The organism is Fructobacillus parabroussonetiae, assembly GCF_018437265.1.
Lineage (GTDB): Bacteria > Bacillota > Bacilli > Lactobacillales > Lactobacillaceae > Fructobacillus > Fructobacillus parabroussonetiae.
The window spans coordinates 1-25,419 of record NZ_JAAMFL010000009.1; the positions used below are offsets into that span (position 1 = coordinate 1).

Sequence of the window (25,419 nt, forward strand, 5' to 3'; positions counted from 1 at the left end):
CGACCTTCTTGATAGAGGGCAACAATGGCGTCTTTGAATTCCTGTGAGTAACGTGGCCTTTTAGTCATGTGCTGATTTCCTTTTTAGTCTTGGGATAATTATACAGTGGACGATGCATAAAATCTGTCCATTTTATCAGCATACGAGCATTCTCAATTTCTTCACGTGTTGTCGCATTTTGAATCCGGCGACCGTACAGTGCCACATTGGTATCCACCACATCACTTTGTCGCTTGAGACTCGTAGCATCAACAAAGGCCACCTTCGCAAAGTTTCCTTTCCGCGCTGTTGCGGCATTTGTTAACTCGGCAACAGCATCGTCTCGGACGGCCTGTGGAATATAAATGTTTTGAATTCGACGAATACTATCCTGTGTTTCCTGTCGCACGGCGGTCAAATACTCTTGTAAGGATTGTGCAGACCGCTTCGACCGGCTATCATCTGAATCATCCGCTGACGGATTCGCAAAGGCCGCTAACTTCAAAATAGCTGCCTGTTTCTCATCTTTCACCTGTTGTTGGTACTTCTTGCTCGTCTTCTGGTCTAACTCATTTGCATCAACAATGCCTAAACGAGTGTTGTAGGCTGCTTCGTCAACTTGATGCTGTCCCTGCTGGGAAGCTGAACGCTGAATTGCGCTATCCAGATCATGATTCGTGACAACTTCTTCTTGTAACTTAATCATTTCTTGAATGGCAGCATCCGAGACAATCACCAGCTCGTCTTCGGTCTTTGCCGCCTCAACCGCCTGATTAGCCTTAACAACGAAACCGTCTAATTGATGAATGAATTGAACCAGTTGATAGTCCGAAAGCTTTGGCAACAAATTCTCGACCGTTTCCTTAATAAAGTCAGCCTGCTGCACCACTTGGTTGAAAGCATTCATCCGATTGTTCACTAAGGAAAGATTTGGTGCTGTTGAACGTTGTGTCAGGACCAGTTGAGTTGGACGAAGTGCAATTCGTTGACCGCTTGTTAGCACCATCTCGCCGGTGTAATAAACCGTAAATGGTCGATCATAAATTTCAAAGTCTTCTTTTTTCGTCCGCTTTCCTTCGGGGTCGACAGACTTCACGAGTCGCACAGTTTTAACGGCTTGGGTTGGATGAACACCCTGTCCATCAAGAAGAACGGAGCCGTCAAAGAAATCAATCACGCGGTCGAAACGATCACGTTCGGAGAAGAAGTTCTCACCGGCTGGTAGGACAAGTTCGCGGTGATCCAAGTCGCGGCCAGGCAACACTTGCTTTTCATCTTTGACCTCAGCAAATTCAGCTGCCGATGACGCGATGGCCTTCGTGTTGTACTGTCCCTGCTGATCGAAAGGTGAAATGTAAGCACGCCACGTTGCAATACTATCCGTGACCATTTGGTTATCGTGAATTTTGTTCCGATCGATGGCGATGTCTCGACCCAAATCACCATGATCATAATACTCACTTTTCTTTGATAGCATTGCATTGGCATCAATTGAATTTAAGGCAAAGCGCAATTGCCCATCCGGTTGCGGTGGTAACTGGCCACGGGTCAGGACCTTCATTGGGCTATCATCGGCAAATCCAGCCAAAACCTTAGATTCAGCCGCTTTTTCCCCGTAGATCTTTTTCATTTCTTCAGTCGACAGGTTCCCACTGTAACGATCAATGTCAAAGATCAGGTAGCCATAAGCCCCACCGACAATGTTGCCTCCCCAAGAAAGGGCGTTCATAAAGAACTTGGTTAATAAGATTTTTGCTTGTAAATAGAGTGAATCGAAATCCTTCAATTCCGCCCCACGAACCAAGAGATAGATTCCCTTTGGATCCTCTTTCAAATTGGTCTTGATATCTTTTGGATAAAGCGTGATTGGATAAAAGGGACTATCCACACCACGTACCTGGAAGTTCGTCCCGTATTCTTCGTTAATTTGATCAACACGGACCCCAAAAGGTAATCGACAATCGACCCAGCGTAACCAGAAATTGGCAAACCAAGCGACGATGAGACGATTTGGCGAACGCCCGGAATACGGTTCAAAATTTCATCAATACTCAGGTTTACGTTAAAGTCCATCTGCGCACCAAACTTGGTCTTGTTTAGATTCAACGTCTTCACAAAAGTATTCGGATCGGTTCCATCCGGCACTTCCATTCGAAGGTAGATGCCGTATTGACCGGCGTTATAGTTATTATTTAACTCGTTATCAACCAGGCCAAAGGTGAATAAATTGGTAACGGCCTGCAAGGTGCGGTTTAACTGACCAAAATAATAAGTTGGGCTCAACAACGAACCGTTTGATGATTGAATCACCGCATAAAATGGGAAACCGCCAGAGTAGGCCAGTGTCTTATTTTCAGGCATATAATTCGTCTTGGTTCCCTTATATGGGGAACCAACGATGGCCAGCAGCTGGTCGGCCACTTCACGAACAAAACTTTTATCGGTGACCAAGCGCATGTAAGAAACATTGGAATAATCATTCTTTTGACTACCATAACCAAACCAGGCGTAATCAGGCACGCCAAAAGTCATTTCCCCAGGCTGCTCGACGTGTCGTTGATTGGCGTCCAACTGCCCATCGCCTGGATGGGCAAAGTTTGGCAAGAAGTTGCCCAAAGCCGTGACAAGTTCTTCATAAGTACTGGTTTTCGTTGCTTCATACAATGGCTGCAGTGGGTCATTGTTTGGGTTTGAGGAAGTTGATGGTTCACCAACCACTTGGTTAATCCCTTCTTCAACCAGCTTCATAATGGAACGGGCAACCTCTTCGAGATCCCGTTTGTTACGATCAGACACAATTAAATCAGAGGCTGGCAACACCGTTTCATCCTGTCGGTGTGCTTCCGCCAAAGCCTGACCAACCGCATCATCTTTCACTTCATCTTCTGTTGAATTCTTTTTTGAATCAAACGTAGCGGCTTCTTCAGCCTTGGCTGGCTGTTGCGGTCGTTAGTCTTCCATTCTTACCAATGATTGATTAGTCGACGCCGATTCTTTGGAGGATTCCTCCAAATGACTGTCTTGACTATTCGGTTCATTAGAAACAACAGCCGACGATTCGCCTTGTTCCTTTGACAAATCCTTTGTTTCTGATGAAGTTGGTGAGAACTGTCCGCCACCCTTTGGTTCTGATTTCGTAAATACCTGTTGATCAGCGGCAACACCGTGTGGGTGCAATAAATCCACCATACCCGCTGACATCAATACCGTCCATGCGAGTAACCACGTTTTTTATTTGGCGTCAAAACGTTCAAAGTCTTTTTCGTCATCATATCCTTATCCTTTTATTTTTCTTTCGAGCTTTCGAGCTACGTCTTAAGTATATAGCATTAAAATTTAAAAAGAAAAGCGTTATTTTTTACTTTTATTAATAAATATAACTAATTGGTATAGAATGTTTAATATCAAACAAGTATTTTAAAAACTTTGATTTTTAACTTTTTGAAATAAATTCTGCTTTCCCGTGAAAATTTCCTTATTTTTTTGCAAATAAAAAAAGACTGCTTGCGCAATCTTTTCATTATTTCAATTGGGAAGTGATTTTTTCACCATACCAATTTAGACTAATTATTTTTTCTTCAAAGGCTTTGCCCAGTACTGGAAATAGTCAACGCGCAGTTGTCCGTTATACAATTTCCGCTTCTTTGTCGCCTTTTGTCCGTAGACTTTTTCAAAGGACATATCCGAAGTCAAGATGTACTTCGACCAATGAACAAGTGGGCGATAAAGCTGTCCCATCGTTTTATACAAGGCTTCAGCCGCATCCAGTTCACCCAGTCGTTCACCGTATGGTGGGTTGGCCACCAAAACACCAGTTTCGGTCTTCGGCTGCCAATCCGCCAAATCCAAGGTCTCAAAGGTAATTTCTTGCGACAGACCGGCGTGCTTAGCGTTTTCCTTAGCAATGACCACCATATGGGGATCGATATCGAAGCCAGAAATGTCTAGCTCGCTATCGTAGTCAGCTTGATCCTCTGCTTCGTCACGAATCGTATCCGACAAGTCATGGTCGAACCAATCCATCTTTTCAATCGCAAAGGTTCGGGTTAACCCTGGCGCCAAGTTTCGGCCAATTAAGGCCGCTTCAATGGCGAGTGTTCCGGAACCACAAGTTGGATCGACAAAGGGCAAGTCCTTTCGCCAATTCGTCAGCAAAACCAAGGCAGCCGCGAAGTTTTCCTTCAAAGGCGCGGCCCCCTTTTCCACTCGATAACCACGCTTGAACAAAGAAGGCCCCGTCGTATCAAGAGCCAGCATCACTTGGTCTTTATTAATCATCACTTCCAGTTGTGCAAAGAAGCCATTTTCCGGCAAGCGCGTTCGAACGTGATAAGCCTCTTGAAGCTTTTCGACGATGGCCTTTTTCGTAATCGACTGGACGTCGGGTACCGAGTGCAGGATGGACTTTTGCGAACGGCCCGCCACTGGGAACTCAGAATCATAGTTCAGGTAGTCCTCGACTGGGAGTGCTTTAATACCCTGAAAGAGTTCTTCGAAGGTCTTGGCTTCAAAGGCGCCAATCACGATTTTGACACGGTCGGCTGTGCGCAACCAGAGGTTGGCTCTCAAAATGTCGGCTTGGGTCCCTTCAAAAAAGACCCGGTAGTTATCAACGCGAACATCGTAACCCATTTCCTTCAATTCTTGCCCAACGACCGACTCTAAGCCGGCGGCGACCGTGACCATTAAGGTATATTTCTTTTCCATCTTTTTCCTTTATAATAAAACTATTATGAATGTATTTGACTTCTTTTCACTGACAACCTACATCGATGGCCAAACAGCACTTTTTGGGCAAGTTGACAGCAGTCGGGCAGACATCCAACCGATTACCGCGCTTCGCTTTCTACAAGATGACAGCCAGGTTGCCCTCGTTCTTTCACCAAAGGGTCGGCCCTTAACTTTGGAACAAGCGCAAACAAGACTTTCGCAAGTAGGCGATAAAGCCAGCCTATACTGTCTCCTTGATAACCAAGCCATCCCCGTTCTCGGCTTTCACCAAAACGAAGACGGGACCATCGTCATCAAATAAAGCCAGCAGCTTACAGGTCATCCAATTTAAAGATGGGCACTGTCGGCTGCTTTTTGCTTGCCTGCTTGTTCCCCTGTTGAGAACGACTCGAGGAAGCATCGTAATGCACGCCACGGCGTCGCTCCTTTTCAAGCTGAACGGCTTGTGGTGAGGTCAGGTTGGCCTTCTGCCAATTAATCAAAATACTTTCGATGTAACGCAAAGAGCGCGCATTGTTTGCGATGGCTTCGCGAATGGCGAGGACCATCATGTTTGGATCGAAGTGTTCGATATCAAACCACTGGTTAACCGTTTGTAATTCCATTGGCGATAAGGGACGACCAAACTCACCTTGCAGGATACGAACGACTTGGCGGCGGCTCTGCTCACCCGCAGATACAACCGGATTTTCGACTTTGACCGCCTGGCCAGACAACAATTTGTCAAAGAGCGGGGTAAAGTCAAAATACTCCTGCCGATTCCCTAAGTTTTGAACGGTCATCAAGTCCAGCTGAACAAAACGCTTCAATCGCTCGGCAATGGCCTGTTCCGTTACCTTCATTGTCGCGGCCAACAGTTTGGGACTGGCCTGATCCCCCTGACTTTGTAAACGTGTGATTTGCAGGTAAATCACCATGTCGTCGTTATCAAGGCCAAGGTCTCGATAATGCAACAACAGATAGTTATGGATGCTGGTTTGCCCAGCGTCCAATAAGGTTTTGACGTTCTCTTCCATCCATCGACCCCTTCTTCGTAGAAAAGCGCCCAAGTCTTGCTTGGACGCTTTTTAATTCGCTATTAAGGACGCAAACGGTGCATCATTCGTGGGAATGGAATGGCTTCACGGATGTGTTCTTCACCCGTGACAAAAGTAACCATTCGTTCCAAACCAAGTCCAAATCCTGAATGAGGCACAGAACCGTACTTACGCAAGTCCAAGTACCAGTTATACTCGTCCAAGCCCAAGCCGTCTTCTTCAATTCGTTGCTTCAAGTAGTCGTAATCCGTGTCTCTTTCCGACCCACCGATGATTTCGCCATAACCTTCAGGAGCCAACAAATCGGCTGAAATCACGACGTCTTCACGTTCTGGGTGACGCTTCATGTAAAAGGCCTTAATTGCCTTAGGGAAGTTCACGATAAAGACAGGCTTTGAGAAGTGGTTAGCCAAGAAAGTTTCTTCCGGTGAACCAAAGTCCACACCCCAATCGACATCGAAGCCATTGTCTTGCAACAACTTAATCGCATCATCGTAAGAAATCCGTGGGAATGGCAATTGCGTGTAAGAACGCAGCAATTCCTTATCACGGCCGAGCATATCCAATTCTTGGTCGTTTTGTTCGAGGACCTTTTCAATCAAAAAGGCCACGTAGCGTTCTTGCAAGGCCATTGAAGCGTCTTGATCATAGAAGGCCATTTCTGGCTCAATCATCCAAAATTCCGTCAGGTGACGGCGTGTCTTGGACTTTTCAGCACGGAAGGCTGGGCCAAAGGTAAAGACCTTTGAAAAGGCCATGGCGCCCGCTTCAGCATAAAGCTGACCCGTTTGGGACAAGTAGGCATCTTGACCAAAGTAGTCCGTTTCGAACAATTCTGTTGTTCCTTCCGGTGCTGAACCCGTCAGCAAAGGCGCATCCAACTTGATAAAGCCTTCCTTGTTGAAGAATTCATAGGTGGCCGCAATCAAGGTATTGCGAATCTTCAAGGTTGCAAAGGGCTTAATGTGGCGCAGGTAGAGGTGACGTTCGTCAAAGAGGAAGTCCGTCCCGTGTTCCTTTGGCGTGATTGGATAATCATGGGATTCCCCAATCACGTCAATTTGATCGACCTTCATTTCATAGCCAAAGGATGAGCGATCATCGGCATGAATCACACCGTAAACGTACATAGACGTTTCTTGCTTCAGTTCCTTGGCCGTTTCAAAAACAGTTTCCGGCACGTCTGCCTTTGCGACAACGCCCTGGAAAAAAGCCGTTCCATCGCGCAATTGCAAGAAGGCCATCTTTCCTGAACCACGCTTTTGGCGCAACCATGCCCCAATCTTTACTCGTTGGCCAACGTACTGTGGCGCGTCTTTAATTTGAATTGTCGGAATTTGTTCTTCTGTCATATCCTCACGGGGGAATCCCCCTCCTCCTTCGGTTCTTTCCAGGCCAAACGGCCGATTTAGTCATTCATTATTGGCCATCATCGAACGCATCATCATTCAAGATGATGGCTTCAATCTAAGCAAAGTCTAGAGGCCATTCACGGCTCGGTAGACCGTTCCCGTTTTATAATCCAGGGTCAGGTAGTTCAAGCTACCGTCCTTTGCCTGATAAGAAATCTCCCAGACCAAGACGTTTTGGTATTCCGATAGATTGGCTGAGTAAATTTTCTTCGACTGGTAGTCATTTTTTAGCCGCTGCTTAATTTGAGCAGTCGTCAAACCGTTCCCATAATCAAAGATATGCACCTTATTTTCTTTTCCGTGAATAACGGCAACCTTTTGCTGGCCGTTTTCACTTCCCAAAACCGCATAGGTTGAGCCATCTCGGTAATCAACGGTCATGTCATGCAAATTGGACAGGCTGGTCTTTTGTCGGACCACGGCCTGCACATTGCTCTCCGCTTTTGCCATGGGCCGCAAGGCCAGGTAGGCATAAAAAGCAAAGGCAGCAAACAGCACTATCACGATTGCCGGGGCAATCACGAAAAACTTAGACCAGGAAAACCGCTTCGGCCGAGCCATGTTCACTCGTAAATTATCGTGTATTTCCATGGAAACCTCTTTAAAATTCGCTCTACTGTTACATATTATAGCAAAAAAGTCGCCCCGCCCGTATGAAAATTAAGGGAAATCAGGGCGGCTTTGCAAAGAATCATAACAGAAAAAAGATTCAGACTACTTTAGCAAGCCAACAAAAAAAGACAGTCATGACTGTCTTTTTCAAATGCTTATTTTTTCAAGCGAAAATTCTCAACCCGGCCAACTCGACGGCCACTGTTGACAACGTTCAAACGGTCGCCAACAAGGTGCGCCTGCTTTTGACTCAAGGTTGCGAGCAACAAGGAATCGGGATTCTTTTGCAAGGCCGTGACCAGCAACAACAAATTCTCTTGATCGAGCCAGCGATTTGCCCGTGGCAGGACTGCCACTTCGGGAAGTGGCAGGCTCTGATCATAGAGTGCTTGTAGGAAAGCCGGTGTGGCAACTAAAATGGATCGTTCTTCACCCGAGGCTTGCCAAGCAGCCTTTTTCAAGGGAGCCGACAAGTCTTGGCCATAAACGACGTAACGGTCGCCATACTGGTTCGACAACTTGTAATACCAGTGCTTCATCGATGAGAAGTCTTCCGCTAAGAAGAGCAAGTGCTTTCGATCAGCAGCAAAGAGCGCCTGAATTTGCTTATCCTCATTGCGTTCAGCCGATAGAACGGTCTTCAACTTCGCCTGCTCGGTCCAGTTCGTCGTTCCCTCTTCAATGGGGCGAACCATCCCCTTTGGTCCATCGGTTAAGAAGGCCTTTAGGTCTTCGGAATAGAAGGAGGACATCACGAGCAATTGGCTTAGTTGCTTCAAGAAGTACTTTTGGTAAATCAGGTTGGCCTTCACTGTAAAAGTCAGATCCTGTTGGTGCTTCTCATCATCAATCTGCCAATTGATTTGCTCAATCGTTTCTTGATGGGCGGCCAGCCAAGATAACTTGGCCCGCTTTTCATTGAGGGCAAAGGCCAATAACTTACTTGAAAAGTCCGCTTTTTCCGCTAGCTCAACCAAGGCAATCAAACGATTCAAGATGGCTTTGGCAGCACGCAAGGCCCCCTTCTCGTTTAGTTCCTGATCAATTTTTTGACAAGCGACCGACCAGTTATGCAGGTTCACCTGCCAGACACCCCGTGCCTTGGCCGGTAGCTGGGCCGCCTGATCGGCTAAGCGAGCAACCTGGTCCTGGTAAAAGCCAAGTGGCAAAGTCAGGCCCAAACTATCCTGAATGGCTGATTGAATGCCAACCGGCTTTTCAAGAATCACCGCTGGCTTTTCTTTCCGGCCCTGGGCCAAATTCAACTTTTTCGACCAGGCGAAGAAGGTTTGATAGGTCGACAAGACAACATCGGCTGCCTTCGCCTCTTCAAAGGCGTTTTGGAAACTTTCCGAATCCTCATCAGCCGCCACTTCTTTTAAGTCAGGATGGACGCGAATCCCCCGTGGTAATTCAGCAAAGGCAGCGGTTGGCGTCTCAGACAACCAAACCAAAATCTGTGCCTGCCAAAAAGTTCCACCCTTATCCCGGGCCCGCTTAATGGCCGAACGAAACTTTTGCTCATCCAGATAACCCGACGGCTGATAAAGAGAAGCAAAACGAAGGTTTTGTTCCGGAAGGCGCTCAGCCAAGGCTGCGAGCAGACGTTTTTGATGAACAATCAGCGACAGATCATCGCTCAACAGCCACTTGGTCTTGCGCTGCTTGGTGAAGAAAAGGGGCAACAAGTAGCTCACCGTCTTCTTCAGCTGTGGAGCCGTTTGCAAAATCGCCATTTCGTGCTGGCCACTATCGAGCAAGCAGTGCACCTGATTCATCACCTGATTACGCTCATCATCCATGTACAAGTCATTGCCTAAGAGGGCGACTTTGCTAGTGGTCGACATTGGATAAGGCTGGCTGCTGCCCTCCTTCTTGGCCTTGGCCCGGCGGCTTCGGTGCTTTTCCTTTCGGCGAGCAACCGTTTCCTGCACGAGGGCCACCTGTTCCGTTTCATCGAAACTGCCCTTTGATTTGGCGGCCATTTTCAAAAAGTCCTGGCTTTGACGAATCAAGCCCCAATCAACGGACAAAAGGGTGCGCTTCGTTTTCTCAGGAAGCGATTGGGCCTTCTGCCAGATAGCCATCATCAAGTGGGCCGTTGCCTCCGAATCGGCGTTGGCTCGGTGGGCTTGCACAAGTGGCAGATCCAAGTAGGCAGTCAAATCGGACAATCGGTAGCCCGGCGCGGTCGGAAAAAGAATCTGAGCCAATTGAACCGTGTCGATGGCCTGAAGGTCTAGTTCGGGTAGCCCGACGCGGGCAAACTCGGCGTTCAGATACGGCAGGTCGAAGTTCACGTTATGAGCAACAAAAACCTGTCCGCGTAAAAGCGCTTGCAGCGATGGCGCCAATTCTTCAAAGAAAGGCGCGTCCTGAACATCCTTTGGCGAAATGTGGGTCAACTGTTGAATCTTTTTATCAATCGGCTGAGCGGGATTCACGAAAGAATCGAAATGCTCCACAATTTTTTTATTTTTAACAAAGGTCATCCCAATTTGGATGATTCGTCCCCCGTTTTCAACGGAAGGCGAGGTCGTTTCCAAATCAACAATGACAAAGGCGGCTGACTCTTTCATCAGGTCTCCTTTCACTAGTCGCTAAGTGCTCTTTTGAAAATTTCTTCAATAAAAAATACGTTGAAACGTTCTTTTTTTCTACTGAATAAAAAAGCACCGGTTACTGCCATTTTACACTACTGAGGACTGTGCGGTACAATATGTTTAATAATTGGAGTCTTTACATATGATAAAACATGCAAGTGGTACTGGCAAAGCACACGCAAAAGCCATTCTAATTGGTGATCACGCCGTTGTCTATCAACAGCCAGCCGTCGCCATCCCCCTTTTAAACCTTGAAGTCACCGCTCGTTTCCAGTCGCTCGAGCAAAGTCAGACCATCACCCTGTCAGGAAAGGCCATCGAATTAAATGACCTCGGTGCTGACCTCGAAGGCATTCGCCAATTAATTGTCGCCCTACTAGCAGCTAATCAGATGACAGAAGCCGGTTTCTTACTCGAAATCGATTCCATCATCCCCCAGGAACGGGGCTTTGGCGCTTCCGCGGCCTTAGCGACTGCCATCACCCGTGCCTTTTATGACTGGCAGGGCGCAGCGCTTTCGACTGAAACGCTCAACCACTACACGACTCTGGCGGAAAACATTTCCCACGGTTCACCTTCTGGTATTGATGCGGCCACGGTTTCGGCCGTTGAACCCGTCTGGTTCCAAGATCAGCGTTGTTCGACTTTTGAAACCAGTTTGGACGCCACTTTGGTACTAGCTGACACGGGCGTTCGTGGTCAAACCGTTCGAGCCGTCAACATCGTCAAGGAACAGTTAAAAGAACATTATGACGAGAGTTGGGCAGCCATCACCCATCTGGGTGACCTTGCCTATGCGGTTAAGGAGGCCTTGGTTGAAAACGACCCGGTCACATTAGGCCAGCTATTCACTTCGGCTCACCATGATTTACAAGCACTGCAAGTTTCACACCCCAAGTTAGATCAGCTCGTTGCCGCTGCCATTGAGGCAGGCGCACTTGGTGCGAAGTTAACCGGATCTGGCATTGGCGGCGCCATGTTTGCTTTAGCTAAAAACGACCAAGAAGCGGAACAAATCGCCCGTTCGCTAGCCAAAGCCGGTGCGCGCGAAACCTGGATTCAACCGCTCTAAGCCATTCATTTCTTGTCTTTGGCAGCCCAATTCGCCTTCAGACAAAAAACTTTTACCATCACGAGGACATGTCATGACTGAATCAACAGGCCAAACGGCCATTGCTCACACGAATATTGCTTTAATCAAGTACTGGGGAAAAGCCGATTCGGCTTTGAACTTACCCACGACTTCTTCCCTTTCGTTGACACTAAACGAATACTTCACGAAAACACGCGTTGAGGAAGCGGCCGAAGACACGTTGTTGATTAACGACTTGCCCCAAGACAGCCAGCGAGTTCACGACTTTCTGAACGTCTTACGTGAAGAAAAGGGTGATTTTTCACCTGTCAAAGTCATCTCGGAAAACAAAGTCCCCCTTTCGGCCGGCTTGGCCTCTTCCGCCTCTTCTTTTGCGGCCTTGACGGCCGCTGTTGCAAAGTACAATGGCTGGGACCTTTCCTTAGAAGAACTCTCTCGACTCGCTCGGCGGGGCTCCGGATCTGCAACACGTTCGTTCTTCTCTGGCTTTGCCATCTGGGAAAAGGGCAGCAATGATCACGATTCCTTTGCCCATGAATTCAACGTCCCCGACCTGCCCATTGCCCTGGTCGTCTGCAAGATTTCTGGCACCGTCAAGAAGGTGTCTTCTTCCGATGGCATGCGTCGGGCACAAACGTCGCCTGATTACGACCAGTGGGTGGCCGAATCGGCCAAGCAATTGGACGAGATGAAGCAGGCATTAAGCCAAGGCGACTTGGACCGTGTTGGCCAACTGGCGGAAGCAAACGCCCTTGCCATGCACGACTTGAACTTAACGGCCACTGACCGCCGCTTTACTTACTTTAATCAAAACACCATGAAGGTCTTAGAACAGGTCAAAGTTCTCCGTGAAAAGGGCTACCTAGCCTACGCCACGATGGACGCCGGCCCCAATGTCAAGATCATCACTAATCAAGAACAGGCACCGGCCATCAAGGACTTCTTAGTCGAACGCTTCCGCAAAATTCAATTTGATATTGCAACACCAGGACCAGGCATTTCTTATGAATAAGGCAAAACAATTTCACATTCCAGGCAAGCTTTTTTTAGCTGGCGAATACGCCGTCACCCTTCCTGGACAACCCGCCATCATCGCACCGGTGGATCGTGGACTAACCATCGAGGTCCAAACCAATCCGGATAAACAGGCCTCCCTCAGCCTGTTGTCTGATCAGTACGAAGGCGCCTACCAAACAAACTGGGCCGAAGTAAAAAACATTCAATCGGCCGATCTAGCGACCGGCTCTTGGACTTTTGTCCGTGCCGCCCTAGCTATTTTTATGCAGGGCAATACGGACCTGGATTTTACTGAATTGCCAGCCATTCAGCTCACCATCAGCTCTTCAATGAAAGCCAAGGAAGGAAAGCTCGGGCTCGGTTCTTCAGCTGCCGTCACCGTGGCAGTCACCATGGCTTTGCACGCGGCTTTTCGACCAGCCGTCGACCGAATGGCTGTCTTCAAAGAAGCAGCCTTCGCTCACTACCTGGTGCAGCGCTCTGGGTCGTTGGGTGATTTGGCAACGGCCGCTTTCAATCAGACGATATACTACCAGGCACCTAAGTGGTTATCGGACACCAAAGACTTTGGCCCTGAAGACTTTAGCCAGTTGGATTGGTCTATGCTGGCCATCCAAGCCCTTGACTGGCCAAAGGACTGGTCCTTTGCGATCGTGGCGAGCCGACAGCCCGCATCAACGCGTAAGGCGCTGGGGAAAAACACTGACTTAACGAAGCTATTAACCCCTTCCAAAGAAGCGGTGATGGCTGTTAAAGAAGCCATCGAGGGTAAAGACTATGATGCCTTCAAACAAGCCTTAGTTGCCAATCAAAAAGCGCTGATTGACGTTTTACCGGCGGATTATCAGACGAAGAAGTTGCACGACTTGCTCACCCTTTTGAAGCAGCTCGATTTGGCCGGCAAGATTTCAGGCGCCGGCTTTGGCGATAATGGCTTCGTGGTTGGCGATGATTGCCATTCACTCTTTCCAATGAAAACGGCCGCCCGAACGGCCGACCTAACAGTGATTCAATAATATGTAGAGGATTTTTGGCATGCAAACGCCCCACTCCAACCGAAAAAACGAACACCTGTCACTTGCGACCAAGTTCTGGCGAGATCAACAAACGCCCGTCCTTGGCCCTTCTTTTGAAGCTGTTCGTTGGGTTCCCGGACCACTTCGTGATATGGCCGTATCAACGGTCGATCCTTCCGTCGAACTGTTCGGCCAGCATTTCGATTGGCCTTTTTATATCGAAGCCATGACAGGAGGCTCCGAAGCAACAAGACGGGTCAATGAAGACCTTGCAAAGGTTTCGGCAAGAACGGGCATTGCCATGGCAGTTGGTTCCCAATCCGTGGCAATCAAAGATCCAGCTCAAGCTGATTCCTTTCGCGTTGTTCGTGAACAGAATCCAGAAGGCTTTTTAATCGCCAACCTGGGAGCCGACCATCCAATCGAAAATGTTCGGGCCGCCATCGAGATGATCGATGCCAATGCCATCGAACTACACGTTAACGTCGGACAAGAAATCGCGATGGCAGAAGGTGATCGTTCCTTCTACTGGCTGGACAATCTAAAAAAGATTGTGGCCGAATCCCCCGTTCCCGTCATCATTAAAGAAGTCGGCTTTGGCATGGGACCAGCACTACTCAGTCAGTTAGCCGAGCTCAAACCAGCCGCCATTAATCTTGGGGGTGCCAACGGGACGTCTTTTGCACAAATCGAACAGGCCCGCGATCGACACAATGACAACCCGATGGACTTATCCTCCTATGGACTCACAACGGTCGAATCCCTTCTCGCTGCAGAAAATGCAGGTATTAAAACACCAATCATTGCAACGGGTGGTATTCGTTCAGTCAAAGACGTCGTGACCTCCCTGATGATGGGCGCCACACTGACTTCATCTGCTGGGCATTTTCTCGAATTGTTGATGAAAGACGGCGCTGACGGCCTTGAAAAAGAAATTCGCCTCTGGCAGCAGCAACTCCCCCTTTACATGACACTCTTAGGGGCACAAAAGCCGGCAGACCTGGTCAAAGCCAAACGAATTTATTCTGCTGATCTTTTCAACAGTCACCAGCAATTTTAAAATAACCGCAGGCCATTCTTTTCTAAAAGTCGGCTACCCATTATTCGATGATCGCATGACGTCGGGCTGCCAGGTCATGTTAAAATGAAAGCGGAAAAAACGTTATCGCTAGCACGGTAACGTTTCCTAGCAAACCCGTTAAACGGTGGCTATCTTTGGTTAATAAATAACCATCAGCCTGTCAAAGCTATGATGGTTATTTTTTTTGACTTCATTTACCCTGTTCTTTCATCAGCTTTACTCAACAACCATGCCCATGAAAAATGATTCTTTCCCATTATTCAATTAACGACTCTTGTCGAAACGGCTGGACGTGTTATAATGAAGGCGTAGAAAAAACGTTATCGCTCGAACGATAACGTTTCCTAGCAAACCCGTAAAACGGTGGCTATCCCTTTGATAATAAAAAATAATCATCTCATGGCTGGCTAAAGCGAGAGATGGTTATTTTTTTTGACTTAATTTTATAAGCTCAACAACTAATCCTAGCAAGAACAGGATAAAAGTCCCGAAGGCTAACATTAGCTGTAGGGTAGCCATTACCGACACCCAGGCATCTCCTTTCCTAGAATGTGATCTTGTTTGGTTGTTACACCATAAACATCACCTCCTTTTTTTGAAAAAGGATAGCCACCATCAACGCTTGTTTGCTATGCCAAAAGTATACCATAGAAAAACAGAGCAAAACGTACTCATATCAACGGTTTTCAGATACTATTTATTAAACAAAACGAACACAAACGCCCCTTTATTTTCACCAAAAAGGAACAAAACCATCCAATATAGTCCAATAAAAAAGCGTGACGCAAATTAAATTGCGTCGCGCTTTTTAACTGATTAATAGCGAACTTCCTTCTTCAAGTATTCGTCCGTATCATCCCAAGTTGAGACCGTATCCTTAACACCGGTTTCTTCAGAGCCCTTGTGCCAGGCAAAATCTTGGTGCCAAATCGTGTGTTGTTCCTTGTTCATGCCCTTGATTTGTGCCATCTCGTTTTCCGACAAGGCAAAGTCATCAATCGCCGCATTGGCAATAATACGCTCTTCGTGTGCTGACTTTGGAATGGTGATAACGCCCATTTGATAGTCAAAGCGCAGAATGGTTTGGGCCGTCGTCTTACCATGCTTTTCCGCGATTGCCTTGATGGTTGGATCGTTCAAAGCTTCCCCACCGCCAAGTGGTGACCAACCTTCCATTGTGACACCTAAGCCATTCATCTTATTGAAAAGATGTTCTTCTTGCACAAGCGGATTGAATTCCATTTGGTTAACTTGTGGCATCAAGCGGTGCAAGTTTTCCAAATCAGCCAAGTTGGCTTCATCGAAGTTTGATACACCAATTGCACGGACTTTTCCTTCGTGGTAAAGCTTTTCCAAAGCCGTCCACGTATCCAAGTACTTGCCGTCAACTGGCCAGTGAATCAAGAGAAGATCAACATAGGTCAGACGCAAGCGCTTCAACTGTTCGTCAAAGTTGTGCAAAGTCGACAAGTATCCTTGATCGCCATTAAAAATCTTTGTGGTCACAAAGAGGTCCTTACGGTTCAAGTGGTTGTCAACCAAGGCCTGTTGGATACCGAAACCAACGCCTGCTTCGTTCCCGTATTGCTTGGCCGTGTCAATCAAGCGATAACCATTCTTGATCGCCACTTGTACGGATTCAGCAGCCTGTGCGTTGTTTGACTTCCAAACACCCAGACCGAAGACCGGCATTTCGACGCCGTTTGAAAGCTTCGTTGTTTCTTGTAAAATCGTGTTTGCCATGTGTTGCCTCCTTCTTTAGTTCAACTCCATTGTAGAACAGAAAGGCGTCGACTTTCAAACTCGATTTCTCAAATTCGGCTGTTTAGAAGCGATAAAAGGACAAATGAGCAGCAACATCCATGGCAAATAAAAAAAGCCCGCTTACGCGAGCTCCCCGACAGGTATCTGTAGGCCATGTTTTGTTCCAGTTAGCATTGGGGAAACACTAACCTTCAGTAATCATCTATCTAAGCGTTGCCGCCATACCGATCATCGTTTCAATTCACTAGATCAGCCGCCCCTACCAAAGTTTGGGTTGCCCGCTTGTGGGGTTTACCTCGTCTCAAGTTTCAAGTTTTCACTTGAAAATACGTTTCTATGGCACTTTCAGGTCTAATCGGACATAGCAAAGCCTTAGCCCATTCGACCGCCGTCGTGCAAAGCACGCCTGGGTTTATCATTTATCCCAGCACAAACACTACACTCATCGCAGAGTGTGCGAGCATGGACCTTCCTCACACCGGATAACCGATGCGCAATTACTCAATACCTGCCAAAAGCCGAAGCTTTCAACAATTTTGGATCAATTAGAAAATGTTGACCTTAGGCTTGGTGATCCGTTCCGAAAACGGCCCGTTCCAAGTTTGCCACACGCTTGATCAAATCAAGGTTGGTTGGTGCTTCTTCCTGCTTTTCAGGTGCTGGTGCAGCTTCCACGGGAGCAGCCGGTTGGACCGGTGCCTGTGAAGCAGCAGCTTGACCACCTGCTAACTGGTTTTGCGCTTCTTGTAAGGCGTTTTGCAATTGACCAACCTGGTCTTGCAATTCCTTAATGCGCTTTGTGAAGACACCGTAATCTGAGATGATACCATCCAAGAAATCATCAACATCTTCGGGATCATAACCAACGCCCATCCGCTTTTGCTTGAAGACGCGATCGTAAATATCTTTTTGCGTGTACTTTACTTGTGCCAAAAGAGTCACTCCTTTGAATTCTTTCTTCGAATTAACTTAATCATACCAGTAAAGGGCCGAGTCGGCAAGCTTTACCAATTCATTCGATAAAGTCGATTATTCCCTGTCAAGATTAAATGAGCGCTAAAGTTTAGAATGGCGCTTCAGCCGTTCCAGCGGGCCTCATTAACGGCTTCTTGGTAGTCGTTAGCATATTCCTGCAGATCTTCCATATCAATCCGTGAAACCGGGTACGGTGCCTTCTCTTGAAAAGTCGTCATCGCCCGGTCATCATAGGCCGGCTTTCCCTCAAACTCCTTATCATAGACCAATAAGGCGCCGTCGCTGTGATTTAGAATAAAATCTTGATAGCCCTGCAACTGAAAGGGGCCCTGGTAATCGCCCTTATAAATCGCAGCAAAGAAGTCCGCCTGGCTCTTCGCCTTGGCCAATTTGGCCTGGTTGCCCTCTTTCCAGTTCTTACCAAAATCCTCAAAAGGGATAAAAACCGCAAGCTGTAATTGCGGGTAGTCTTCCTTTAATTCCACCGCCAAATCAGCGGTCCAGAGCTCAATCCCTGGTTGTCCGCCAGTAATTAGCCAGTCCATTCCCTGTTCGATTTGTTCGACTAAGCGCTGCTTTAACGCGTACTTAATGACGGCGACTTTTGGATCGTTGTCCTTAAACACCCCGAGTTCATAGGCGCGGTAGCCCGTTACCCAAATCCGACTCATGACGGTTTCTCCGAGGACTGGTCAGGGCCTGACGATGCCATGTTCTTTTCTTGCTTTCTTTTCTTCGGGCGATCCGAGCGAATGCCAGCTGCCAAATCGGCCAAGTAGTCATCAACCGCCTTCAGGTAGTCCAAAGATGGCGTCAAACTCGGCTGAATCCGGTAGGCGTCCTGCCTTAATTCGTCGTAAGACAGCGACCGGTGCCCCTCTAAGCGCTGCCAAGCAGCGACCAATTCGGGAGCCGGATAGAGATAGGTTTCGTCCAGGGTCGTAAACTTCACCAGCAAGAAGCCGACACCACCCTGGGAGACGACGTTGGCCAAGTGCTGGACCTGGTGTTCATGAACGTTTTTCATCGGAAAAGACGTCTTATTCTTCGTTTCCTTGGCGTCAAAGTCCAGGTAGCGGCCCTGATAAACGCCGTTGTAATCCGTTGTAGAGGGCTTTTGAAAGTAGGCCTCGGTGATCTTGGCAGCCGAGCGGGCCGGGTAGTCGACTTTGACAATGGTGACCGGCGTTGGCTTTTTGTAAATCACGGCGAGATGGTCGGCCAAATAGTACTCATTGGCGGCGTTAATTTCGTCTTCCAGGCCCATCCCACGCTTTCCAAAGGTTAGACCACGCTGTGAGTGCTTACCGGCTTTTAATTGATTCGCAACAGAGGGACTCGCATTCCGCACGCCCTTTGGATAATTCACCATGGTATCCTCCCAGTTTGTCTTTCTTTCATTTTAGCATAGGCGCTTGCTTTCATGGCAAAGTCTGGCGAAGACAAAAATCTTTCGCCTGAGCCCTTGACTTTTTCTCATTTTATTTTAATAATAGACCAAAGCAATCAGGAAAGAAGGCCGAACATGAGCAAGATAACCCCGAAGGATCTCGATTTTAAAGAACTCGATTTTTCATATCGAGACCTCCCCTACAGCTACCAAGCCGAATACCACAATGGTCAGTGGTCAGCAGGTCAATTGACCACTGACCATTCAACTCTCCAAAGCGGCCGTCGTTTTGCACTATGGCCAAGAAGTCTTCGAGGGCTTGAAGGCCTACCGTCGAAAGGACGGTGGCGTTAATCTCTTCCGCCCCGACCAAAACGCCAAGCGAATGCGTCATTCCGCGGAGCGCTTGCTTATGCAAAGTTACCCCGAGGCCGACTTTATCGAAGCGGTGAAAGCAGTCGTCAAGGCGAACCAGGACTTCATTCCACCCTATGAGTCCGGTGGCTCGCTTTACATTTGTCCCTTCTTGATCGGTACCTCGCCCATTGTTGGCGTAAAGCCTGGTCAGGACTTTATCTTCCGTATTTACGTCACCCCGGTTGGTGCCTACTATCGAGGTGGCCTCAAGCCAACCGCCTTCGTCACCTCCGAATTTGACCGGGCAGCCCATGGCGGTACCGGTCAGGCCAAGGTCGGCGGCAACTACGCCGCCTCCATGCTACCGGGTGAAGAAGCGCACCGGGCCGGCTTTTCAGATGTCGTCTACTTGGACCCGCGGGAACATCATTACATTGAAGAGCTTGGATCGGCCAATTTCTTTGGCATTACCAAAGAGGGGCAGTTTAAAACGCCCAAGTCCCCTTCCATTCTGCCTTCCATCACCAAGTTCTCACTAATCGAGCTGGCCAAGGAAATGGGCATGAACCCAGTCGAAACACCGATTGGCATTGACGAACTCGACCAATTTGCCGAAGCAGGAGCCATGGGAACGGCGGCCGTTATTTCACCGGTCGGTTCCATTACGCACCAAGCAAAAAAGCATATTTTCTATTCTGAAAGTGACGTTGATCCAAAGACACAGGCCCTCTATGACCGCCTGATTGCCATCCAATACGGGGACGAAAAAGGCCCCACTGGTTGGGTTGTCGATGTACCACTGAAATAAATTTACTGACAAAAAAGTCGCCGGCGCATCATACGATGCCCGGCGACTTTTTCATTTTATTACTTTGACAAATCAACAAACTTTGACAAGGCGTAGATGACCACACCACCAACAACCAGTGAGGCGAATTCGCCTGGCACCAACATCAGGTAGTAAGACAACCAGTTAGCCATGATGGAACCGGCGTGGTCGGGTGCAAAAGATCCGCTGGCGTTAATCGCAAAGGCGAAGGTGAACTCCGCTGCCAAAATCGCCATTCCAACCGTCAAAACGGAAACGGTTGAAATCAAAATCTTCAACAAAGGTGACGCAATTTTACGCGTCAGGTAATAGGTCAAGGACGTCATGATGACCGTGTCCAAGGTACCAAAGACCCAGTCAATCCAGCCCATGGGTGAAACCAAATTGGCAATCAAAACACCCAGAGACAGCGCCAAGATGTAGCGCTTATTCCAAGCAGCCAAGTGGTTCAATCCCTCTGACAAACGAAGTTGGACTGGCCCAAAACCGATTGGGGCAATCATCATCGTAACAGCGGCATAGAGTGCGGCCACCACAGCCGTCAGCGTCATTCCTTGTGTTCGCGAAAGCGAACGCTTATCCAAATTATTCATAAATACTCCTAGTTTTGTTCTCGCGGGATGGTCGACGAACCGCGTGATTGTATGCGACTGCCACCCGACTCGCACCGGGTATTAGTCATAATAAAATCCGACAACAGTCGGATTTAAAAGTGGAAGAAAAACTTAGTTTTCGTCCATAAAGTCCTTCAAGTGCTTTGAACGGCTTGGGTGGCGCAACTTACGAAGCGCCTTGGCTTCGATTTGACGAATTCGCTCACGGGTAACACCGAAGACGCGACCAACCTCTTCCAAGGTCCGTGTCCGGCCGTCTTCCAAACCAAAGCGCAAACGCAAAACGTTTTCTTCACGATCCGTCAACGTGTCCAAGACGGATTCGAGCTGATCACGAAGCATCTCATAGGCAGCGGAATCAGCTGGTGAAACCGCTTCGTTATCTTCGATAAAGTCTCCAAGGTGCGAGTCATCCTCTTCACCAATTGGTGTTTCCAAGGAAACGGGTTCTTGGGCAATCTTCAAGATTTCGCGAATCTTGTCGGCCGTCAAATCCATTTCGGCCCCGATTTCTTCAGGCATTGGTTCACGACCAAGGTCTTGAAGCAACTGACGTTGAATACGGATCAGCTTGTTGATGGTTTCAACCATGTGAACCGGTACTCGAATCGTACGGGCCTGGTCGGCAATGGCACGTGTAATCGCCTGACGAATCCACCAGGTTGCATAAGTTGAAAACTTAAATCCTTTGGTGTAGTCGAACTTGTCGACGGCCTTCATCAGACCCATGTTTCCTTCTTGAATCAAATCCAAGAACTGCATACCACGACCAACGTAGCGCTTCGCGATGGAAACAACCAAACGAAGGTTGGCTTCCGCCAATTCCTGCTTGGCTTCTTCGTCACCGGCTTCGATTCGCTTGGAAATTTCGATTTCCTCGTCACCCTTTAACAAAGGTACCTTACCGATTTCCTTCAGGTACATGCGGACGGGATCGTTAATCTTAATGCCCGTTGCGGCATCAGCGGCTTCTCGTTCCTTTTCAGAAGGCTTGTTTTGCTTGGCCTTCAAGACTTCGGGTGCGGGTTCACCCTTTTCGTCAACGATGGCGATACCGGCATCTTCAACCTTTTCCATCAAACGCTCGATGTTTTCAGTATCCAAGTGAAAGGGTTCTGAAATCCGCTTTGACAGTTCGGCGTAGACGATTTCCTTAGCGGGCTTGTACTCCTTCAACAGCTCGCGAACGGCAGCGTCATACTTCTTTGATTTAATTGGGCCAGACTTCTTAGCTGGCTTCTTTGCGGGTTCGTTCTTGGCAATTTCAGCGGCTTCTTCCGGCGTCTTTCCCTCGGCTAATGCCAGAAGTTCAGCCTTACGTGCGCGGTTGTGATAGGCGATGTGGTTCTCGTCCAAATATGCCTTAATATCGGAAATCTTACTAGAACTTGTAATCTTTGCCATGTTTTCTCCTATTGCTGAAAGTGCTCTTTTTTCAGATTGATGAGTTCTGTCATTAGTGTAATCAGCGCGGCATCATCGTGCTGGTTCTTCGCCTGGGCAATCTTTGCCTGCAAGTTTTTTAGCTCTTCCTCGTATGGTGCTAATGAGACAACCACTCTCATATAGTCCTTTACCGCATCCATTTGAGGGTCAATCGCCGAAAACTCACGGTCCATTGCCATGAGCTTTTGGTTTAATTCAGGCTTTTGGACATAGTCCATAAAAGCAGCTAGGTCAAAGTTCTCACTCCCATGCTCCTGGCTAAAGGCGTCATAGAGCATGAGTAGCAACTGGTACTGCGGGTGAACAAAGGAAAAGTTGGGCTGTTGCTCCACGTATTCGCGCAACTGCGGTGCTTGAATCATCGTCATCAACAGTCCCCGCTCCGCCTTTTCTACCTGCGAAACCTTGGGCTTTGGTGCATCCTGCCAGTTGGGCACGCGCTCGGCCGGCTGGACCAGGTCCCCGCCAGAAAGGGGGTCAATGTCTGGAATGAAAGAATCATCCCAAGCAGGCGCTGTCCCCTGTCCCTTTGGTCTTCGGCCTGCGTTCGAATTGGTTGAAGGGCTCGCCTGACTCGGCGACTGCGGGTGCTTTTGCCGATAGTCCTCAAATTCGGATTGCAGGGAGTCCAGCGAGGAGCCGTAGTCTTCGCTAATTTTCTTTAAGAAGTAATCCAGCTCCACAGCCGAAGCCGCCGCTAAAATTGGCCAAACTTCCTTCAAGAAATCTAAGTACTGGGCCTGATTTTGCAGGTTTTTCCCCTGCTTGGCCGCGTTGATCAAATACTCAGTCGGTGTTTGAGTGGCTTGGGATAGGGCCTGCTTCAGGGCTGGCAGCCCGAGCTCCCGTCGGACTTCGTCGGGGTCCCGGTTGTCGGCTAGAGCAATGACGCCAATTTCGACTTCGGGGGCCACTGACCGAATCAGCGGGATGGACCGTTTGGCTGCCTTTTGACCGGCGGCATCGCCATCGTAGACCAGGGTGATCTTGTCATTCAACTTGGCCAAAGTCCGGACGTGCTCTTCCGTCAAAGCCGTTCCCATCGTGGCGACAGCACCACCGACACCGGCCATTGCTGCCGAAATCACGTCCATGAACCCTTCAAAAATCATGGCCGCTTGGCCAGAACGTATGTTGCCCTTTGACTGATCGAGGTTGTAGAGCAACTTTCCCTTATTAAAGAAAGGTGATTCCGGCGAATTCATATACTTGGCCGGATTATCCGGATCCAAGGAACGACCGGAAAAACCAAGAACCTGACCACGATCGTTTTTAATTGGCCAAACCACACGGTTATTAAAGCGGTCACGGGTCAACTCCCCGTCTCGTTCAATAAAGAGCTCAGCCGCCGTCATGACGGCTTCATCAATGTTGTGCTCACGAGCATAAGATAAGAGGACGTTGTTACTTGGGACAAAGCCGAGGCTGTACTGACGAATCGTCTCCTCGTCCAGCTGGCGATCGTCCTTTAAGTAGGCCAAAGCCTGCTCACCCGCCGTCGTATTCAATAAGATGTGGGTGTAAAGCTTTTGAGCGGCATCGTAGAGTTCGTAGATTTTTTGGAACTTTTCCTGCTTCGCCGATGGCTGGCCCTGGTATTGATCCAAGCCAGTAATGCCCTCATCCTCGGCTAATTTTAAGATTGCCTGCGGGTAGGTATAGCCTTCTTTTTCCATTAAGAATGAAAAAGCCGTCCCTGATCGTCCACATGAAAAGCAGTGAAAGACCTGCTTTTTATCATCCACAAAGAATGATGGCCGGCGGTCCTCATGAAAGGGACAGGAACCGTTCCATTCCCGCCCTCGTTTCACAAGCTGTGTGTACTGAGAGACCAGGTCGACCAAATTGGTCTGGCTGCGAACTTCATCAATAACAGCTTGTGGAATGCGTTCTGCCATGGCCCCTCCCTTCTCATTTTGGGCGTACTCCGCCCATAAATTCTGTCAATCAACTAGCATCTATTATACGGGAAATCGCCCATGACTGTCAAAGAAATCAGCAGAATTGGTTGGCGCTGTCCTTCTTTAAAAAGCTCACCAATTGCTTCCCATTCACAAAATATTACGATCGAACTCAACAGCTCTTGCAAATTATTCCAATGATTCATCACTAAGAGTAAACCGATTTGATACACTAACGGCAGGAATCGAACTCGAGATCGATTCCGACTCAAGTGCGTTACTCCCGCACTTGAGATCTCCTTTCTTTAAGTTTTCGTTGAAGGCTTTACACCTTCAGCACACCTCCTTTCCAGCAACGGGGCCGTCCCCTTTCCCAGACGGCCCCGTTTTTGCGTATAACGAGAAGAGCCTTTCCATTTGGAAAGACTCTTCTTATTACTATCTACTTTTCTTTGTAAGACGATTATCGAAAATTTATACCTTTATTGATAAGAAAAAGAGCCGCTCTCTTGAGCGACTCTTTCATTCAATCTTACTTGTCTTCGCGACGATTCTTGAGGAAGAATCCGAAGGCAGCTGCCGAAGCAAGTGCAAGCGAAGCCATTAGACCAACTTCGTGATGCATAGCCTCCTTAGCAGTTGCTGGCAAAGTCTTGTTATCCTTTGTCGCTTTTGCAACAGATGCAGAAGCATTAGCAGGTGCATCAGCACCGCCGGTCGAAGCTTGCCGGGTATCGTTGTCGGTTGGTGTATTATCACCACTATTTCCACTGTTCTTCGCTGGTGTGTTATTCCCACTATCACCACCGTTATTCGATGGTATGTTGTTTCCACCACCATTTGTTGGCGTATCCTGGCCACCGTCTTGCTGGCCAGCATTCACGTGCTGGTAGACAACCAAAAGATCCTGATTCTTACTATTGGCCGTCACGTTTTCACTTGGAACCGTTACAGGTGATGTGCCATTGAGCGTTGGTTTATTATAAGAACCGTTTTCCAGGGTTTGCGCAACGTCAACCGAAGGCCAATCACCAGAAGCAACGGACCAATCACTGTATGAAAGCACTTTATTCGTCACTTGATCAACCGTTGCTTGCCGTTGTAAGGTCACCGTTTGAACGGTTGGTGCTGCCAATTGCTTCCCTTGTGCATCCACGTAGTGCACCGTACAAGTAACCGTCTTTTGCAAATCAGCCACCGGTACCTGTCCTGGATTGTCGACCGTTTGAATCGCATGATTATGAGCGTATTTGACCGTTACTACCTGGTTTTCTGAATCTCCCGATACCGTCGCTGAAGCAACCGTGGCAGAATCAGCTGGTTGATATCCCTGAGCGGACAAATCTGGCGATGTTACCGCATCAAAAGTCCCGGTATTCCAACCATCCGGCGTGACGGTATAGTTGTATACCTTAAACTTCTGCGTGATGGTCACACTTTGTGTCTCGCTCTTGGCGACTTCTTGATCCGGATTATCCGCATCAACATACTTAATGGTTCGCGTGACCGTCTTATTTGAAATCGTGTTTAAAATATCTGACTTGGCCTGGGCGTATACTTGT

General features: G+C 48.2%; 22 protein-coding genes, 1 other RNA gene and 1 pseudogene. 6 read left to right on the top strand and 18 right to left on the bottom strand.

Going from position 1 to position 25,419, the window contains the following annotated elements:
• Positions 1-64 precede the first annotated feature (64 nt).
• The 4 genes from G6R30_RS05335 to G6R30_RS05350 all read right to left on the bottom strand — a co-directional run bounded on the left by G6R30_RS05335 (position 65) and on the right by G6R30_RS05350 (position 4,686).
• The gene (locus G6R30_RS05335) at positions 65-1,867 is read right to left on the bottom strand and encodes a hypothetical protein (RefSeq protein WP_213822240.1); all 1,803 of its coding nucleotides are present in this window, start codon (positions 1,865-1,867) and stop codon (positions 65-67) included.
• The gene (locus tag G6R30_RS05340; protein ID WP_213822242.1) at positions 1,810-2,856 is read right to left on the bottom strand and encodes a hypothetical protein; all 1,047 of its coding nucleotides are present in this window, start codon (positions 2,854-2,856) and stop codon (positions 1,810-1,812) included. The genes G6R30_RS05335 and G6R30_RS05340 overlap by 58 nt, the downstream gene beginning before the upstream one ends.
• A 72-nt stretch (positions 2,857-2,928) precedes the next feature.
• A complete protein-coding gene (locus tag G6R30_RS05345; protein WP_213822244.1) occupies positions 2,929-3,180 on the bottom strand; it encodes a hypothetical protein in 252 nt (83 codons plus the stop codon).
• 366 nt (positions 3,181-3,546) lie between these two features.
• Complete coding sequence (locus tag G6R30_RS05350; RefSeq protein WP_213822246.1) at positions 3,547-4,686, bottom strand: THUMP domain-containing class I SAM-dependent RNA methyltransferase; 1,140 nt, start codon at positions 4,684-4,686, stop codon at positions 3,547-3,549.
• Between the two features lie 25 nt (positions 4,687-4,711).
• Between G6R30_RS05350 and G6R30_RS05355 the strand changes: the two genes are divergently transcribed.
• Positions 4,712-5,011: a hypothetical protein gene (locus G6R30_RS05355; RefSeq protein WP_213822248.1), complete on the top strand. Its 300-nt coding sequence runs from the start codon at positions 4,712-4,714 to the stop codon at positions 5,009-5,011.
• A 10-nt stretch (positions 5,012-5,021) separates the two neighbouring features.
• Here the strand turns inward: G6R30_RS05355 and G6R30_RS05360 are convergent, their stop codons facing one another.
• The 4 genes from G6R30_RS05360 to G6R30_RS05375 all read right to left on the bottom strand — a co-directional run bounded on the left by G6R30_RS05360 (position 5,022) and on the right by G6R30_RS05375 (position 10,350).
• Positions 5,022-5,726: a DnaD domain protein gene (locus tag G6R30_RS05360; RefSeq protein WP_213822262.1), complete on the bottom strand. Its 705-nt coding sequence runs from the start codon at positions 5,724-5,726 to the stop codon at positions 5,022-5,024.
• A 62-nt stretch (positions 5,727-5,788) separates the two neighbouring features.
• Positions 5,789-7,099, bottom strand: a complete 1,311-nt coding sequence (gene asnS / locus G6R30_RS05365; RefSeq protein WP_213822264.1) for an asparagine--tRNA ligase — start codon at positions 7,097-7,099, stop codon at positions 5,789-5,791.
• Positions 7,100-7,225: 126 nt separating this feature from the next.
• Positions 7,226-7,750: a hypothetical protein gene (locus tag G6R30_RS05370; protein WP_213822267.1), complete on the bottom strand. Its 525-nt coding sequence runs from the start codon at positions 7,748-7,750 to the stop codon at positions 7,226-7,228.
• A gap of 176 nt (positions 7,751-7,926) precedes the next feature.
• Positions 7,927-10,350 (bottom strand): exonuclease domain-containing protein, encoded by a 2,424-nt coding sequence (locus G6R30_RS05375; protein ID WP_213822269.1) that lies wholly within the window; start codon positions 10,348-10,350, stop codon positions 7,927-7,929.
• Between the two features lie 166 nt (positions 10,351-10,516).
• On the opposite strand from G6R30_RS05375, the gene mvk reads away from it, so the two are divergent.
• The 4 genes from mvk (at position 10,517) to fni (ending at position 14,560) form a co-directional block, all read left to right on the top strand.
• Positions 10,517-11,446, top strand: coding sequence for a mevalonate kinase (gene mvk, locus G6R30_RS05380; RefSeq protein ID WP_213822272.1), 930 nt, complete (start codon positions 10,517-10,519; stop codon positions 11,444-11,446).
• A 73-nt stretch (positions 11,447-11,519) separates the two neighbouring features.
• On the top strand, positions 11,520-12,479 hold the full coding sequence (gene mvaD, locus G6R30_RS05385; protein WP_213822274.1) for a diphosphomevalonate decarboxylase: 960 nt from the start codon (positions 11,520-11,522) through the stop codon (positions 12,477-12,479).
• Entirely contained in the window at positions 12,472-13,500 is a 1,029-nt protein-coding gene (locus tag G6R30_RS05390; RefSeq protein WP_213822276.1) for a mevalonate kinase family protein, read from the top strand. The genes mvaD and G6R30_RS05390 overlap by 8 nt, the downstream gene beginning before the upstream one ends.
• A 19-nt stretch (positions 13,501-13,519) precedes the next feature.
• Complete coding sequence (gene fni / locus G6R30_RS05395; protein WP_213822279.1) at positions 13,520-14,560, top strand: type 2 isopentenyl-diphosphate Delta-isomerase; 1,041 nt, start codon at positions 13,520-13,522, stop codon at positions 14,558-14,560.
• A gap of 444 nt (positions 14,561-15,004) precedes the next feature.
• Here the strand turns inward: fni and G6R30_RS05400 are convergent, their stop codons facing one another.
• From G6R30_RS05400 to recU, 6 genes are all read right to left on the bottom strand, one after another.
• Entirely contained in the window at positions 15,005-15,100 is a 96-nt protein-coding gene (locus G6R30_RS05400) for a putative holin-like toxin (RefSeq protein WP_213822282.1), read from the bottom strand.
• Between the two features lie 297 nt (positions 15,101-15,397).
• Positions 15,398-16,324, bottom strand: coding sequence for an aldo/keto reductase (locus tag G6R30_RS05405; RefSeq protein ID WP_213822285.1), 927 nt, complete (start codon positions 16,322-16,324; stop codon positions 15,398-15,400).
• Positions 16,325-16,487: 163 nt separating this feature from the next.
• An RNA gene (gene rnpB, locus G6R30_RS05410) (RNase P RNA component class B) lies at positions 16,488-16,854 on the bottom strand.
• A 52-nt stretch (positions 16,855-16,906) separates the two neighbouring features.
• Entirely contained in the window at positions 16,907-17,278 is a 372-nt protein-coding gene (gpsB, locus tag G6R30_RS05415) for a cell division regulator GpsB (RefSeq protein WP_213822288.1), read from the bottom strand.
• A 143-nt stretch (positions 17,279-17,421) separates the two neighbouring features.
• Positions 17,422-17,991 (bottom strand): SLOG family protein, encoded by a 570-nt coding sequence (locus G6R30_RS05420; RefSeq protein ID WP_213822291.1) that lies wholly within the window; start codon positions 17,989-17,991, stop codon positions 17,422-17,424.
• Positions 17,988-18,692: a Holliday junction resolvase RecU gene (recU, locus tag G6R30_RS05425; protein ID WP_213822294.1), complete on the bottom strand. Its 705-nt coding sequence runs from the start codon at positions 18,690-18,692 to the stop codon at positions 17,988-17,990. The genes G6R30_RS05420 and recU overlap by 4 nt, the downstream gene beginning before the upstream one ends.
• 153 nt (positions 18,693-18,845) lie before the next feature.
• Between recU and G6R30_RS05430 the strand changes: the two are divergent.
• Positions 18,846-19,875: pseudogene (locus tag G6R30_RS05430) on the top strand (branched-chain amino acid aminotransferase).
• Positions 19,876-19,934: 59 nt separating this feature from the next.
• On the opposite strand, the gene G6R30_RS05435 reads toward G6R30_RS05430, so the two are convergent.
• From G6R30_RS05435 to G6R30_RS05450, 4 genes are all read right to left on the bottom strand, one after another.
• Positions 19,935-20,489 (bottom strand): QueT transporter family protein, encoded by a 555-nt coding sequence (locus tag G6R30_RS05435; protein ID WP_213822297.1) that lies wholly within the window; start codon positions 20,487-20,489, stop codon positions 19,935-19,937.
• A gap of 132 nt (positions 20,490-20,621) precedes the next feature.
• Positions 20,622-21,914, bottom strand: coding sequence for an RNA polymerase sigma factor RpoD (rpoD, locus tag G6R30_RS05440; RefSeq protein WP_213822300.1), 1,293 nt, complete (start codon positions 21,912-21,914; stop codon positions 20,622-20,624).
• A gap of 8 nt (positions 21,915-21,922) precedes the next feature.
• Positions 21,923-23,854, bottom strand: coding sequence for a DNA primase (gene dnaG / locus G6R30_RS05445; RefSeq protein ID WP_213822303.1), 1,932 nt, complete (start codon positions 23,852-23,854; stop codon positions 21,923-21,925).
• Positions 23,855-24,389: 535 nt separating this feature from the next.
• Complete coding sequence (locus G6R30_RS05450) at positions 24,390-25,391, bottom strand: mucin-binding protein (protein ID WP_338018335.1); 1,002 nt, start codon at positions 25,389-25,391, stop codon at positions 24,390-24,392.
• Positions 25,392-25,419 lie beyond the last annotated feature (28 nt).

Coding starts and splice junctions, on each gene's coding strand:
- G6R30_RS05400 (WP_213822282.1), bottom strand. CDS start 15,100: ATGGCTACCCTACAGCTAATGTTAGCCTTCGGGACTTTTATCCTGTTC.
- mvk (WP_213822272.1), top strand. CDS start 10,517: ATGATAAAACATGCAAGTGGTACTGGCAAAGCACACGCAAAAGCCATT.
- fni (WP_213822279.1), top strand. CDS start 13,520: ATGCAAACGCCCCACTCCAACCGAAAAAACGAACACCTGTCACTTGCG.
- G6R30_RS05370 (WP_213822267.1), bottom strand. CDS start 7,750: ATGGAAATACACGATAATTTACGAGTGAACATGGCTCGGCCGAAGCGG.
- asnS (WP_213822264.1), bottom strand. CDS start 7,099: ATGACAGAAGAACAAATTCCGACAATTCAAATTAAAGACGCGCCACAG.
- rpoD (WP_213822300.1), bottom strand. CDS start 21,914: ATGGCAAAGATTACAAGTTCTAGTAAGATTTCCGATATTAAGGCATAT.
- G6R30_RS05355 (WP_213822248.1), top strand. CDS start 4,712: ATGAATGTATTTGACTTCTTTTCACTGACAACCTACATCGATGGCCAA.
- mvaD (WP_213822274.1), top strand. CDS start 11,520: ATGACTGAATCAACAGGCCAAACGGCCATTGCTCACACGAATATTGCT.
- G6R30_RS05435 (WP_213822297.1), bottom strand. CDS start 20,489: ATGAATAATTTGGATAAGCGTTCGCTTTCGCGAACACAAGGAATGACG.
- G6R30_RS05345 (WP_213822244.1), bottom strand. CDS start 3,180: ATGTCAGCGGGTATGGTGGATTTATTGCACCCACACGGTGTTGCCGCT.
- G6R30_RS05350 (WP_213822246.1), bottom strand. CDS start 4,686: ATGGAAAAGAAATATACCTTAATGGTCACGGTCGCCGCCGGCTTAGAG.
- recU (WP_213822294.1), bottom strand. CDS start 18,692: ATGGTGAATTATCCAAAGGGCGTGCGGAATGCGAGTCCCTCTGTTGCG.
- G6R30_RS05420 (WP_213822291.1), bottom strand. CDS start 17,991: ATGAGTCGGATTTGGGTAACGGGCTACCGCGCCTATGAACTCGGGGTG.
- G6R30_RS05375 (WP_213822269.1), bottom strand. CDS start 10,350: ATGAAAGAGTCAGCCGCCTTTGTCATTGTTGATTTGGAAACGACCTCG.
- G6R30_RS05390 (WP_213822276.1), top strand. CDS start 12,472: ATGAATAAGGCAAAACAATTTCACATTCCAGGCAAGCTTTTTTTAGCT.
- G6R30_RS05360 (WP_213822262.1), bottom strand. CDS start 5,726: ATGGAAGAGAACGTCAAAACCTTATTGGACGCTGGGCAAACCAGCATC.
- G6R30_RS05405 (WP_213822285.1), bottom strand. CDS start 16,324: ATGGCAAACACGATTTTACAAGAAACAACGAAGCTTTCAAACGGCGTC.
- dnaG (WP_213822303.1), bottom strand. CDS start 23,854: ATGGCAGAACGCATTCCACAAGCTGTTATTGATGAAGTTCGCAGCCAG.